This window comes from uncultured Vagococcus sp., from assembly GCF_963518325.1.
Lineage (GTDB): Bacteria > Bacillota > Bacilli > Lactobacillales > Vagococcaceae > Vagococcus_D.
The window spans coordinates 1-13526 of the sequence record NZ_CAUQJB010000058.1; the positions used below are offsets into that span (position 1 = coordinate 1).

Consider the following 13526-nt stretch of genomic DNA (forward strand, 5'->3'; position numbering starts at 1 on the left):
TATGGGTCCGACCTTCAATTCTTAGTACCTTGGTGCTTAGAAATTGATGTGATTGGAGCCTTGCGGAAAGTCCACTATCGCTAAATGCTCTTCGCTACGCTTCGATGTCCCTTATCTCTATAGACTTACGTCTTAAGAATAACGGCTCTTCGCTTCGCTTCGGTGTCCCTTATCTCTATAGACTTACGTCTTAAGAATAACGGCTAAAGCATTAAGCATAGGGGCCCTCCCTTTACTTATGGGTCCGGTGTCCACTATTGCTAAATGCTAAAGCATTAAGCATAGGGGCCCTCCTTTTTCTTATAGGTCCATCCTTTACTTCTATGGGCTATACTTGAGTAAGAGCAAAGCTTTGCTGTTTACTAAATTGTTATGACTGACTTATTTATTTTCCTCTTCCTAGGAAGAACGAAACCACTGCGACTAAAATTACTGCTCCAATAATTGAAGGGATAAGTGCCATTCCAGCTAAACTTGGGCCCCAGTGACCAAACAATGCTTGACCTAATGATGATCCGACTAGACCTGCAACAATGTTTGCAATCCAACCCATTGAACCACCTTTTTTAGTAATTGCACCTGCAATTACACCGATTAACGCACCGACTAATAATGACCAAATAAATGACATTTCTTTTCACTCCTTCTTTTTATATTATTATTATGGCATATAACAGAGCATTTTGAACAGTAATACGCTTATAACCTATAAATAAACTATTGAATTATACGTTAAGGTTCGTTTTTCGAAAATAGTTATCTAACAGATTCAAAATTACTGTCTCCTTTTCTAAAATAGACTAATTAGTGGTTTTCATCTTTACTTTTTTAAGGGAACCTCTTGTCTTCTGCTTTTGTGACAGTACATAACAGAAAGCCCTTGCGCCTCTAATTGATGGCATTATTAATCGATTGACCACTAGTCGCTAATTGAGCTTCTCCATCACGATTTCTTTTGCCACTGTTGCTTCCGTTTTAATTATTGACTCGCACTATTTAAGCAAAAAAAAGACCGTTTAAGAAAAAATTGACAGTTAATGTGTATCTCGACTTATGATAGTAATAAATAAATCACTAAAAGGAGCTTCCTATGGTACAATTGACTGAATCATTTTTCACTTTTTTTGACCTGCATCAACAGGTTATCTTTAATGTCATCGTCTTAGTCGCACTCATTTCCCTTACTGGACATTTCTTAAGTCCTAAACACCATCAAGAAAAAAATGAAGCCTTAAAGCAAGTTGTTTTATTTGGTGGAATGTTACTCGTCTTACAGTTTACTATTACAGTTGTTACTAGTCTCGGCCAGGTTACTAATTCGGGCAGCTCAACATTAGCTAATATTTTTGCCTTGTGTCTTGCTATTTACTGGCTCTTATATACCATGCAAGTGAAAGCAAAAAAAGACGGCAAGCCTGTTTTTCGTACGAAGGCTTATCGTCAATTAGCGGAACTTGAAACATGGCTGGATGAAAAAGGCAGACAAGGAATTTTACTGGAATCTGGTTCACCTGACTACTTTAGCTTTCATTTGATTCAAACTGATTCTGTTTATCACTACAAAGTGGCTTATTATCCCAGCTCTAAAATCAAAGAAATGCGTGCCTTTGTTGAAGAAAACCAACGGGAGGGATGGGAATTTGTTCGCGCCAGCCTTTCCAGTACCTACGCCGATCAACCGGAGAAAACAATTGGGTTAAATTCGATTGCCATTTTCAAATCAAAGGATTTAAGCTTATCAAAAGGTGAGCCGTCCCGTTTTAATTATCAACAACTCACGCGTAACATCGGCAAAACGATTTTCCTTAACCTCGTAGTGTTAGTCGGAGCTATCGCCGCCACCTGGTATTTTAGCGAGATTACATTACTGCTTAATGCCACTGTTTTAATTGGCTTCGCAGTGTTCATCCAACTATTTATGTATGCCTATCTCAGATATAACGTCCAATCTAACTTCCAGGCTAGTGGTGGGCGACAACATCTGAAGTAGTTTATCAGTTTAAAGGAGGGCCAGTACCTCTTTTAAACTTTTTTTCATTCTTCTAGCAACCAAGCAGGTCTGACCTGTGCTTAATTCCAAGACATTGTGCTTCAAGTTAAAGCGTTTAATGTATGCTCGATTGACGAGAAACGAGCGATGACTTCTGACAAACTCCTCATCAAGCTGTTCTTCTAATTCGTGCAAATTCCCTGCTGTTTCAATGGTTTGATCGAGGGTATGGATAACAACCATGTGACTGCGGCTAGAGGTTTCAATAAAAATGATTTCAGCTAAGGCCACCCGAATCAGTTCATCTGCAAATTTAAACGTCAGGGTTTTAGTTTCTTCTGGCACCTCCATAACATCTTGTTCCATAATGCTTTTTAGACACAGTTCGATTCGCTTAGCCATTTTATCCGGTTGATCTTTTACGATATAGTCCATAGCTGCCAAGCGATATTTAAAGGTTTCTACTGCTAGTTCTTCAAAGGTTGTGACGAAGATAATAAAGCCACCGGGATCTCGTCGGCGTATTTCTTTCCCTAATTCAAATCCATTGATCGGTGAGCCCATGATGTTCACATCGAGAAAATAGATGCTGTCGGAATGATCAAAACTTAAGGCCAATAAATCCGAGGTATGTTTCACTTTAGCAGTGACAGTGAGGGAATAATCCTGCTGATCAATCACACGATTAATCAGGCTATTAATTTGTTCACGGTAAATTAACTCATCGTCGCATAGATAAATCTGTTTCATTCGTGTCCTCCTAACTTGTTTGCATTTTTATGACTTGCTGAAATTGGTTATCTGAAACAACTGTTTTGTTAAAAACATTAGGGTATTTGTTAAGTATTTTTTGATAGCTACTTAGGCCAATCCCTCGATTTTCACCTTTTGTTGAATAGCCTTCTTGGGTTATTTCAGCGATCTTTTTCTCTTCCTTTAAATGATTTTTAATCATAATGGTAACTGTTGATTCCTCTCGGTAAGCCACAAAATGAACTGTTTTTTCATCGGTTAGCGATTCTTCTTCCATGGCATTGTCCAATAAAATGCCTAAACAACGGACTAGATCCTCTGTTTCGATATGAAATTCTGAGATAGCATCCATTACCTCCACTTGAAACTTGATGTTTTGTTGTTCCATCTGCAACATTTTAGTCAGCAATAAACTTTTTATTTCCATGGGTTTGATATTATTTAAAAAGCTCATTTGTTTGATGTTATAACTCACGTTTTGATCGAAAGACAAAAATTTTTCTTCTAGTAGAGCCTGGGCTTCTTCCACTCGGCCTTCTTTCAGTTGCAGATAAAAGCTAGATAGAATATTTTTATAATCGTGCTGAAAATGGCGGACATCTTGTTGGATATCCTCTAATACCCGATTATAGGATTGTTGTTGAATCAATAACACTTCTGCCGCCTTGAGTTTATCTTGATAAAGCCGAATATAACTTAGAATCGCTAGGCTTAAGCCAAAGATGGTACCGAAGAGGAGATAAACGCCGAATAAAATAATAAAAGCAGCTTGATTAGTAAAGACAATATCATAATAATAAAAATTAAAAATTTGCATAGCTACCATCATCAGCATTGAACTGACAAGCGTTACCCAACTTACGCCTTGAGTTTGGAATAAATGACTGACAATAGGGCGCCCCCCATTATTCTTTAAAAATCTCCGAACTAATAAAACTAACACTAATTTAACCACATAGGCAGATAAATAAACCAAGGTTAATGAAAGGGGAGTGTTAAGAGTCACCGGTACTTTAAATTGCGCCATGTACCATTGGCTAATAACATCTGCAAAAATAGTAAAGGACATATGAACCCCTGTTAATAAACTACAGATACTTAACACCTTTTGGAAACTAGCTTCTGAGGACCACCAAACAATCGGAGCTCCTACAATCAAAATAAAAAAAATGCAGATTAAACTAGCGAGTTTAAAATTTTGGGTAAATAAAATAATACTTGTAGTTAGAAAACACATAACCCCATTAAGGACCCATAGATTCCAATGTTTAGGCTTACAATCCAAGGCTTTGAAGAAGTTACTAAACTCCAAATTAACAATAAGCCACTCTGGTAAAAAATTAACTACATAAAATAAAATGATTCCTCCAATAATGAATATCGCCTCCTTTTTATTAATTATGCCATAACCGAACGTGAAATTTCAAACAATCTTTAGCCAAAATGATAAATATGACTATTTTCATAGTTATTTTTGTTTAATGACACCTGTTTTATGATTTTAATCACCCTTAGTAATGATTTATCGCTTTTTTTTGGTCCTATCTACCTGACTCTATCTCCTGATATCTATCCCTTGATGATTGCTCCCGCTCTCCTTTCGACAAAAAAAGAAGTTGCTGCAGACTCGCAACAACTTCTACCATTCGACTAACAACTGGGAAAAGATACCTTGACACTAAAAAGATTCTGACTCGCATTTAAGTCGATGGTGCCATTCATTTTTTTGACTAATTCTCGTGTAATAAACAAACCCAATCCGGTGGAACGTCCATTGCGTGATGCTTCGGCCATATAAAATCGTTCGAATAATTGGCTAGTATCCATGGGTTCTGCTAAATTGATTGTATTTTGACAGAGAAAAACGACTTGTTGAGCGTCTTTATAAAGGTTGATGCTAATGGGTCCCGAACCGTGATCAATACTGTTTTTCAACAAATTGGAAAACATCCGTGATAAACTAGCCGCTTCTCCCCAAATAACTAACGGCTCTTCAGTGATCCTTAACTCTGGTTCAATTCCTTTTTCCGAAAAAAGCGGAAAACAAGCAAATAAATTCGTATAGAGCAGTTGATTTATCTGAATTTGACTTAATTGAATGTCATAATCATTGTTTTGTAACTTTGTGTACATAAAAATACCTTCCAACATCTCAGTTAAGGTGGTGATCCGATTTTTGATAATGCTCTCATAGATCGCTCTCTTATTGTTATCGGTACTTTTGATTAGGAGCTGAAAATAACCGTCTAAAGATGTTAAAGGGGTTCTAATATCATGGGCTAAATTGGTAATTGCTTCTTTCACCAATTGTTCCTGCCGCTGAAACTCGCTATTTTTATTTTTTTGTTTGACTAGATCCTGATTAAGTAACACAATCATCTCATTCAATTGCTTGTCCCTTATTTGAGTGGTGAGGAGAAGATTACTGTCATGACGCAGGATAAAACGTAGCTGTTGGTTGATTGTTTTTAATTGCTGTCGGTACTGCACTAATCTAAGAATCGTCAACAGACTGCAAATGCTTAAAAGTATTACCAGAATCGTCATGGTGTCATCTCCTCGTTATAGATCTCGTCTGTTTTTTATGGTCACACTTAAGCCCACTGTTAGCATCCCATAAATCAGAGCAACAATCACAGCTCTGATTAGTTGCCCCTTGGCTGAATCGATTGAGACTTGTGAAATGATCCCTGTTATGGTGTAATTGTTCATTGTAAAATCAGGTATTCCCAGACCTTGTTGTATCCATCGATCAATGGCATGATAGAGAAAAGCAAAGGCACCGAAACATAGTAAGACACTGACCAATAGGCTAACGATTGCCTGTCTAATAAGGGTGATAATCAGCAAAAGAATGCCGGCAAAAGCCAAGTGGAAGATAAACTGTAACCCCACTTCCTTGAGCAACTGACCAATATTCCCAAGAACTATCTCATCATAACTCATTTCCCCAGCGGCTAACACCGTGACCAGGCCCACTAGAAAGGCTAATACGATAAAAAGTCCTTGGCAAATAAATTTGGAAAAGAGGAGCCACCCCCGTTTTTGGACTTGTCCAGCAATGTTTTTTGTAAAACCTGAAGCTTCTTCATGATTAATAAAAAGTACGCTAAAAATGGCTAGTATTAAGATAAAGCTTTGACTTCTAGCAAAGACTTTAAAAAATTGTAAGAGACTCATTTGATCTGATAATAAATTTCCATCAAAGCCGATTCCAACAATAGCTTTAGGGACAGGCAATCCTTTTTGACTATCTAAAAGGCTTTCGTGGCTATTATTAATTAAAAAAACCAGAAAAAACGATAAACCGATTAAGATGTAATAGGTGCTTCTCGAACGTAACATTCTGTACACATCCATTTTAATCACATTACCCATGAGACTGACCTCCTGTTAAAGATAAAAAGTAGTCTTCTAAGGAAATTTGAGACAAACTGATCGAACGGATCGCCACATTAGCTTGTCCTAGCGCTAAATTAATCTCACTGCTTCTAGAGAGTTGCTCATAAACTTGAATGTTCTTTTGATCGATAACTTGATAGTCCCTGATTCCCATTTCTTCCAAAACCGTACAACCTAAACTTGGTTCATCTAACTGGATTTCAATGTAATCACTACATTCGCTCATTAATTTTTCGTGGGTCACTTCTTTTACAAGAACCCCTTGATGGATAAAGCCATAAGTTGTGGCCATCTTTTCCAGTTCCTCTAAGATATGGCTAGAGATCATGATGGTTATATTTTTTTCTTTTGCCAACTTGACTAATATATGGCGAACTTCTACCATGCCTTCCGGATCCAAGCCATTTAAAGGCTCGTCCAGTATCAATAAATCAGGTTCGCCGATTAATGCCATGGCGATGCCTAAGCGTTGTTTCATCCCCAGTGAAAAGCTTTTAACTTTCTTTTTGCGGACAGAACCAAGTCCCACTAACTCTAATAAAGAGCCAACATATGTTTTCCCTTTTAAGCCGATACATAGTTGCTTTAACTTTAAGTTATCAGCGGCACTCATATCACCATAAAGCCCTGGTGATTCAATTAATACGCCAATCCGGGAGAAATACCTGCTGACTTTCGGGCCTGATTCGCCAAATATGGAAATGGTACCGCTTGTTGGGCTAGCCAAGCCACTGATGGTTCGCATAAGAGTGGTTTTCCCTGCACCATTTCGACCGATTAAACCGTAAATACTCCCTCGCTCAATGTGAAGATCAACGGCGTTAACTGCCACTTGTTCTCTATAGCGTTTCGTTAGTTGATGTGTTTCCAATAAATAATTAGTCATTTTAAACCTCCTTGTCTTGCTTTCAGTTTACCCATCAAAAGCAAACTTAACGCCAAAAAAAGGTAAAGAAAAGTTAAAGAGCTAATTTTTCAAGGTGAAGCCCACTCCCCAAACCGTTTTAATCCAAGTTTCATTCCCTTGTTTTTTAATTTTTTGGCGTATATTGGAGATATGAACGTTGACCGTTTTATCTTCCCCTAGATAAAACTCATTCCAAGCGTATTCATAGATATCTTGTTTACTGAAAATTTTGGTAGGATACCTCATTAATAATTCGATAATTCTAAATTCTTGTGGGGTTAATAAAATAGGGATGCCTGACACCATTAGTGAATTAGTGTTTTTATCTAGTGCCAACGTTTCAAACTGGAGACGTTCATCGATTGGTTCTTTCGACCTCAGTTGTACCTTGGTACGTGCTACCAGTTCTTGAATATCAAAGGGCTTGGTCATGTAATCGGCCGCCCCACTTGTTAAGACTTTAACTTTTGAGGCCAGCTCATCAATCGCCGATAATACAATAATCGGTGCCTCTGTCTGACAAAGGATTAGGGGTATCAAGTCTTCTCCCCGTTTTCCAGGTAACATCAAATCTAAAATGATCAATTGAACGGTCTTTTTTTCCAACAATAGCAGGGCTTCTGTTCCGGAAAAAGCTTGAACACACTCATAAGACTCCATGGTTAAGGCTTCCTCAATTAGATCATTGATATAGGCATCGTCTTCAACTATTAGAATAGCTGTCATAATCTTCTCCTTACCTGACGCTTTCGTCATAAAAATAATGATTCAAGTATATCATTTAATGATGGTATAGCGAAAGGTGGAATTTAATGAAGATAGGCGACAAAAAAAGAAATGCTAGTCAGCATTCCTTTTTGTATTTAGTTTGTCTGAGGAAAAAACATAACTTTCCCAAAATGTTCATCTCCATGAGTCATTCGCTCAAAAATAAGCGGTCCTTCAACTAAAGGCAAGCGATGACTAATCATCGATTTCACTTCCAATGCCCCTGAGGCTAAAGCGTCGATGGTCGTTTGCCATTCTTTTCCCGGAAAGGGGGCCGAAATGGCGTTCCATGAACCTAAGACCGTCAACTCATTTCTGACAATTCGTTCAAAATAAAATCGTTCGATGGTAATATCGCCATAGGGAATTCCTAAAAAGACTACGGCACCTCCTTTTTTGGCGTAAGAATAAACTTGAGCCGATGTAATAGGTGAGCCGGCGGATTCCACCACGCAATCCGCCCCTAGACCCTTAGTCAGTCTTTTAACTTCGGTTATTGGATCGTCGCTGTTAATAGCCGCTGTGGCTCCAGCTTGAATGGCTGTTGCCAACGCCTCTTGATTGATATCAATCGCCATGATCTGATGGGCGCCTAATAGTTTGGCCCACTTGATGGCCAATAAACCGATATTACCGCAGCCCACCACCACCACATTATCGCCTGCTGTAACATTCATCCGATAGTAGCCGTGAAGGACTACTGAAGAAGGCTCAATCATCGCAGCCGATTCATAATCCACATTATCAGGGAGATTGACCACGTTCTTTTCTGGCAAGCAAATGAATTCTGCATAACTGCCTGGATGCCTAGCACCAATCACGGTTAATGAGTCACACCTGGCATATTCTGCTTTTTGACAATAATAACAGTCTTCCTGTCCTAAATCCTGACAGACGAGAGTGGGGCATCCCGTTACCCGGTCGCCTACTTTCAGGTTCTTAACCTGACTGCCCACTTGACTGACCTCACCTGAAAATTCATGGCCCCAAACCATCCCTGAAACATAGGGGCCAATTTTTTTATAGCGAGATAAATCCGATCCGCAAATGCCCACAGCTTGCACTTTTATGATGACATCTGAAGGAGTCTCCAAGACTGGTGGTTCTGCTTCTTCATATCTTAAATCTTCTTTTCCATACAATTTCAATGCTTTCATCCAATGTCCTCCTGATTCTTGGTTGATCCTTAAGATCCCTAGATCTTATTATGATCTAACCCTTGCCTCTATCGTCTCTTGCTGACAAAAGACCTCTCGACTTTCCTGACCTTCTCGTAATAAGATCCCTCTTCATCATTAAATAAGGCGGATGTCCCCACTACATAGAGATTGGCTAGAGGGCTGATTTTTTTGATGGTTTCCGAATTGATATTGCCATCTACTTCAATTAGTGGTTTTTTGGTAACCGTCTCCAGTTGCTGATTCAATTGTTTTAACTTATCCAAAACAGTCCAGTTAAATAGCTGTCCCGCAAAGCCTGGTTCCACTGTCATCATCAGTACTAACTCGATGTTTTCTAAATAAGGATATAACACGTCAACTGGGGTTCCTGGACTAATTGCCACACCAGCTTTAATGCCATGAGAGTGAATTTGTCCCAATAGTTTGGTGATATTATCCGTGGCTTCATAATGAAAGGTTAGATAATCCGGTTGAAGTCCAGCAAACATTTCGATGTAACTCTCAGGATTTTGACAAGCCAGATGGATATCCGTTGTCATTCCTTTTGTCTTAATGATTGGTTCAAGAACGTAGGGCCCCATGGCCAAATTAGTTACAAATACGCCATCCATAACATCACAGTGTAACCAATCGATGCCAGCCGCTTCCAAGGCAGCCAGTTCCTCTGCCAAATATAAGGGATCCCCACACATAATTGAGGCAACTACTTTTTCCACTTGTCTGCTCCTCTTTTCTTATTGATCTAGTCTCAATGCAATCTCTTTGTATGCCTGATCGGGTTTAGCCTTCAACCAGGATTCAATTACTAGTTCGGCATGTTCAACGCCTAATACACGGGCACCAACACACAGTAGGTTGGCATGATTGTGTTCCTTGGACTTGATGGCACTGTAAACGTCATTGGCCACGGCTGCCCTAATTCCCTGATGTCTGTTGGCGACTAAGGACATGCCTATGCCGGTACCACAAACTAAGATGCCCAAATCAATCTCACCAGCCAAAATTAACTGACTCATTTTTTCTGCAATTAAGACATGACTGGTTTTTACCTCACTCTGGCAGCCTATATCCAGCCACTCCATCTCAGGAAGTTTGATTTCCTTAAGCACTCGTGTTTTTAATTGATAACCTGCGTGGTCTGATCCGATGCCAATTTTCATTGTCTCACCTTTGCCTTTCTAATTCTTTCAGCTTTTTAATGGGAACGCTCCTGTCAGATTGATTAAAGATATAACTACCTGCGACTAAAATATCAACGCCAGCCTCTACGCATTGTCGGCCGGTTAACTGATTGATGCCCCCATCAACTTCTAATAAATAGGAAAGTTCCTTCTCTCTTCTCATCTGGTCAAGTTGGGCAATATTATCCAGTGTTCCTTCAATAAAGCTTTGACCACCATACCCTGGATCAACCGTCATTTGTAAGACCAAGTCAACATCTGGCAAAATAGTTCTTAACAGGCTAGGGGCGGTGCCGGGGTTAAGGGCCACCCCAGCTTTTATTCCTTGTTCTTTGATCAGCTGTATCGTTCGGTGAATATGTGGGCAGGCTTCATAATGGACGGTGATAATATCAGCGCCGGCCTGACTGAAGGCCTCGATGTATTCGTCTGGATTGGCGAACATCAAATGGCAATCCAAAACTTTCGTGGTCTTTCCTCTAATGGCCTTGACCACGTCAGGGCCAAAGGTCACATTGGGTACAAAGTGACCATCCATGCTGTCGATGTGAATAAAATCAGCGCCACTTTGATCAACGTCGATAATTTCAGTGCCAAGTTGAGTAAAATCTGCGGCTAAGATTGAAGGTGCTACTTGTGTCATCTCACTGCTCCTTGTCTTGTTTGTATTAGTTAGACTGACTGGCTTCAATACTTTTGTCAGCTTTCTTCCATTCTAGATTAGATTCTAGCAATACTTTAATCTCGTGGCCGGCCATCACGGCATCAAAGCCTTGACGCCAATCCTTTAAGTCAACTATTTTGGTAATCATTTTGTCGATCTTTATTTCACCTCGCGCCAGTAATTGCAACGCAATAACCCAGGACGACGGCTTTTGAGAACGACTTCCTACATACTCAATTTCCCGCTGAATGATTACTTCCTGATCCATTGAGTTCATTTTTTCACCAAAGAGCCCAACTTGGACGAACACACCAGCTTTACTGGTTAATGGCAATGCCTGATTCACTGCTCCAATAGCCCCTGAGCAATCAAAAACTCGGCTAACGCCATAGCCCTGTGTCACCGCCATCACCCGCTCTGGTAAATTTTCTGTCAGGGAATCCACTACCACATCGATGCCAATTTCTTTCGCTAAGGCTAAGCGATGTTTATCTTGGGTCACACCAGACATAATCACCATGGCGCCCTGGGCTTTAATCACCTGAGCCAGCAACAATCCAATAGGACCAGGACCAATCACCAAGGCAATATCCCCTTCGTTAATAGTCGTTTTTTCCAAAGCGGCATGAACGCAGCAAGCAAGTGGTTCGGTTAGAGAAGCGGCTTGATAGGTCACATTCTCAGGCAACACATGGCAGCTTTCTTCTCTTGAGAGCACATAATCCGTCATACTGCCATCGGCTTGAGTTCCTAGTCCTTTCCGTTGGGCACATAAATTATAATTTTTTGACTGACAAAAACGGCAATGGCCACAGGTTTCAAAGGTTGTTTCACTTGTTACTCGGTCTCCCACTTTGATTTTACTTACTTCTGGCCCGATGGCTACCACCTTGCCAGAAAATTCATGACCTAAAATGACTGGCGTTGCAGCGTTGTTGTACTCTCCTTTAAAGGTGTGAATATCCGATCCGCAAATCCCCGTGTAGGCCACTTTTATTTTGACGCGATCGCCATAAACTTCTGGTTCTGGTACGTCCAAAAAATCCATTTGATCATATCCTAAGGCTTTCTTTACAACTGCTTTCATGTCTTCCTCCTGCTAGTTTATTTAAAGAACGGTGCCACTAATTGAGAGAGCTTCAAGAAGAGCCATTTTAATGAGGCACCCCCTGTGTCCAATGAACTGATTTCACTGCCTAGTTTAGAAAACTGATCTAAGCCTTGCATCATCTCTGTATGTACAGGGGCAAAGTTAGTTGCCATTAACAAGGCCAAGGCGATAACAATCGTACCTGTAATAACGGAATGAAAGATATTCCCTTTGCGGGACGCCACAATATAGGCGGTGTAAAAAGGAATCGACGACAAATCACCAAAGGGTAAAACCTTATTCCCCGGAATGATAACGGCTAGTAACAAGGTGATTGGTACTAGGATCAAACCTGTGGAAATATTGGCAGGATGTCCAATGGCTAAGGCTGAATCAAGTCCTAAATACAGTTCCCGATCTTTGTAGCGTGACTGTAAAAATGTCCTAGCTGACTCGGAAATCGGAATGAGTCCTTCCATCAGAATTTTGACCATCCGCGGCATTAACAACATGACTGCTCCTAAAGAAATCCCTAGTTGTAAGGCGGCACCTGGATCATAGCCCGCTAATAAACCAATGACAATCCCAATAACCAAGCCCATCATCATCGGTTCGCCGAAGACCCCAAAGCGCTTTTGAATGGTTTCAGGTGAAATCTCAATATCTTTCAATCCTGGTATTTTACTGATGACCCAGCCAATCGGCATCCCAATTAAGCCGTATGAAACGGTTGAACCTGTGGGCAGTGAAATCCCTGGTAACCCATAAAACTCCTGAACCATTGGCGCCGCTTTATCGGCAATTTTCAAGGTAATCACTTCCATGAGGACTGCCACAAAAATGGCCCAAAGGAAGCTCCCCGTGACGATATAGCCCACTGCCCCGACTGCCATAAAGTGGTGAAAATTCCAAATATCGATATCCAGTGTTTTAGTAAACTTAATAAAAATCAAAAATAAATTAACGGCAATAATAATCGGGATAAGAATAGCTGCCACTGGTGATGCCCATGCTGCGGCAGCAGCAGATGGCCAGCCAGCATCAATCACCGTCAATTCTAAGCCAAAGCGCTCCACCATCTGTTGAGCTGCCACTCCCAGATTATCCGATAACAACCCAACAACTAAATTAATCCCAACAAAGCCAATACCAACCGTAATTGCCGACTTAAGGGCTTTACCAACTGACAATCTGAAGAACAAGCCGATAACAAAAATCGCAATTGGTAAAATTACTGTTGGTCCCAGCCCTAGTACATACTGAATTCCATTTAACAATGACTGCATTATTTTTCCTCCTTTTACTGATGGGTCCGGTGTCCACTATTGCTAAATGCTAAAGCATTAAGCATAGGGGCCCTCCTTTTACTTATGGGTCCGACCTTCAATTCTTAGTACCTTGGTGCTTAGAAATTGATGTGATTGAAGCCTTGCGGAAAGTCCACTATTACTACACTTCGCTTCGATCTCATCAATCTCTAAAAGTTAAAAACTTTAAGAGTTGAAGGGCTAAATGCTCTTCGCTACGCTTCGATGTCCCTTATCTCTATAGACTTACGTCTTAAGAATAACGGCTCTTCGCTTCGCTTCG

The 13526-nt window shown here is 40.3% G+C and carries 14 protein-coding genes; 1 reads left to right on the top strand and 13 read right to left on the bottom strand.

All coding sequences use genetic code 11. The features are described from left to right. Positions 1-385: 385 nt before the first annotated feature. Positions 386-631, bottom strand: coding sequence for a GlsB/YeaQ/YmgE family stress response membrane protein (locus RWN13_RS23145; protein WP_314068521.1), 246 nt, complete (start codon positions 629-631; stop codon positions 386-388). Between the two features lie 459 nt (positions 632-1090). Here RWN13_RS23145 and RWN13_RS23150 point away from each other — a divergent pair, with 459 nt between their 5' ends. Continuing rightward, positions 1091-1990 carry a hypothetical protein gene (locus RWN13_RS23150; protein ID WP_314068523.1) on the top strand — a complete coding sequence of 300 codons (900 nt, stop codon included), beginning with the start codon at positions 1091-1093 and terminating at the stop codon, positions 1988-1990. A 9-nt stretch (positions 1991-1999) separates the two neighbouring features. Here RWN13_RS23150 and RWN13_RS23155 read toward each other — a convergent pair whose 3' ends face one another. The 12 genes from RWN13_RS23155 to RWN13_RS23210 all read right to left on the bottom strand — a co-directional run bounded on the left by RWN13_RS23155 (position 2000) and on the right by RWN13_RS23210 (position 13222). After that, complete coding sequence (locus RWN13_RS23155) at positions 2000-2740, bottom strand: LytTR family DNA-binding domain-containing protein (protein WP_314068525.1); 741 nt, start codon at positions 2738-2740, stop codon at positions 2000-2002. Positions 2741-2750: 10 nt separating this feature from the next. Further along, positions 2751-3812, bottom strand: coding sequence for a GHKL domain-containing protein (locus RWN13_RS23160; RefSeq protein WP_314068527.1), 1062 nt, complete (start codon positions 3810-3812; stop codon positions 2751-2753). Between the two features lie 581 nt (positions 3813-4393). After that, positions 4394-5290: a HAMP domain-containing sensor histidine kinase gene (locus RWN13_RS23165; RefSeq protein ID WP_314068529.1), complete on the bottom strand. Its 897-nt coding sequence runs from the start codon at positions 5288-5290 to the stop codon at positions 4394-4396. A 15-nt stretch (positions 5291-5305) separates the two neighbouring features. Then, a complete protein-coding gene (locus tag RWN13_RS23170) occupies positions 5306-6121 on the bottom strand; it encodes a hypothetical protein (protein ID WP_314068531.1) in 816 nt (271 codons plus the stop codon). Next, entirely contained in the window at positions 6114-7031 is a 918-nt protein-coding gene (locus RWN13_RS23175; RefSeq protein WP_314068533.1) for an ABC transporter ATP-binding protein, read from the bottom strand. Before RWN13_RS23175 ends, RWN13_RS23170 begins: the two co-directional genes overlap by 8 nt. A gap of 81 nt (positions 7032-7112) precedes the next feature. Next, complete coding sequence (locus tag RWN13_RS23180) at positions 7113-7778, bottom strand: response regulator transcription factor (RefSeq protein ID WP_314068535.1); 666 nt, start codon at positions 7776-7778, stop codon at positions 7113-7115. A gap of 137 nt (positions 7779-7915) precedes the next feature. Beyond that, a complete protein-coding gene (locus RWN13_RS23185) occupies positions 7916-8977 on the bottom strand; it encodes a galactitol-1-phosphate 5-dehydrogenase (protein ID WP_314068537.1) in 1062 nt (353 codons plus the stop codon). Between the two features lie 68 nt (positions 8978-9045). After that, the gene (locus tag RWN13_RS23190; protein ID WP_314068539.1) at positions 9046-9717 is read right to left on the bottom strand and encodes a ribulose-phosphate 3-epimerase; all 672 of its coding nucleotides are present in this window, start codon (positions 9715-9717) and stop codon (positions 9046-9048) included. A gap of 18 nt (positions 9718-9735) precedes the next feature. Further along, the gene (locus RWN13_RS23195) at positions 9736-10161 is read right to left on the bottom strand and encodes an RpiB/LacA/LacB family sugar-phosphate isomerase (protein WP_314068541.1); all 426 of its coding nucleotides are present in this window, start codon (positions 10159-10161) and stop codon (positions 9736-9738) included. Positions 10162-10165: 4 nt separating this feature from the next. Next, positions 10166-10825 carry a ribulose-phosphate 3-epimerase gene (gene rpe / locus RWN13_RS23200; RefSeq protein ID WP_314068543.1) on the bottom strand — a complete coding sequence of 220 codons (660 nt, stop codon included), beginning with the start codon at positions 10823-10825 and terminating at the stop codon, positions 10166-10168. Positions 10826-10850: 25 nt separating this feature from the next. Beyond that, a complete protein-coding gene (locus RWN13_RS23205) occupies positions 10851-11933 on the bottom strand; it encodes a zinc-binding dehydrogenase (RefSeq protein ID WP_314068546.1) in 1083 nt (360 codons plus the stop codon). Between the two features lie 17 nt (positions 11934-11950). Next, positions 11951-13222: a PTS transporter subunit IIC gene (locus RWN13_RS23210; protein ID WP_314068548.1), complete on the bottom strand. Its 1272-nt coding sequence runs from the start codon at positions 13220-13222 to the stop codon at positions 11951-11953. Between the last annotated feature and the right edge of the window lie 304 nt (positions 13223-13526).

Excerpts from the sequence above, each read along its gene's own strand:
- RWN13_RS23205 (WP_314068546.1), bottom strand. The coding sequence starts at position 11,933 with ATGAAAGCAGTTGTAAAGAAAGCCTTAGGATATGATCAAATGGATTTT.
- RWN13_RS23145 (WP_314068521.1), bottom strand. The coding sequence starts at position 631 with ATGTCATTTATTTGGTCATTATTAGTCGGTGCGTTAATCGGTGTAATT.
- RWN13_RS23210 (WP_314068548.1), bottom strand. The coding sequence starts at position 13,222 with ATGCAGTCATTGTTAAATGGAATTCAGTATGTACTAGGGCTGGGACCA.
- RWN13_RS23185 (WP_314068537.1), bottom strand. The coding sequence starts at position 8,977 with ATGAAAGCATTGAAATTGTATGGAAAAGAAGATTTAAGATATGAAGAA.
- RWN13_RS23175 (WP_314068533.1), bottom strand. The coding sequence starts at position 7,031 with ATGACTAATTATTTATTGGAAACACATCAACTAACGAAACGCTATAGA.
- RWN13_RS23160 (WP_314068527.1), bottom strand. The coding sequence starts at position 3,812 with ATGTCCTTTACTATTTTTGCAGATGTTATTAGCCAATGGTACATGGCG.
- rpe (WP_314068543.1), bottom strand. The coding sequence starts at position 10,825 with ATGACACAAGTAGCACCTTCAATCTTAGCCGCAGATTTTACTCAACTT.
- RWN13_RS23170 (WP_314068531.1), bottom strand. The coding sequence starts at position 6,121 with ATGGGTAATGTGATTAAAATGGATGTGTACAGAATGTTACGTTCGAGA.
- RWN13_RS23150 (WP_314068523.1), top strand. The coding sequence starts at position 1,091 with ATGGTACAATTGACTGAATCATTTTTCACTTTTTTTGACCTGCATCAA.
- RWN13_RS23155 (WP_314068525.1), bottom strand. The coding sequence starts at position 2,740 with ATGAAACAGATTTATCTATGCGACGATGAGTTAATTTACCGTGAACAA.
- RWN13_RS23180 (WP_314068535.1), bottom strand. The coding sequence starts at position 7,778 with ATGACAGCTATTCTAATAGTTGAAGACGATGCCTATATCAATGATCTA.
- RWN13_RS23195 (WP_314068541.1), bottom strand. The coding sequence starts at position 10,161 with ATGAAAATTGGCATCGGATCAGACCACGCAGGTTATCAATTAAAAACA.
- RWN13_RS23165 (WP_314068529.1), bottom strand. The coding sequence starts at position 5,290 with ATGACGATTCTGGTAATACTTTTAAGCATTTGCAGTCTGTTGACGATT.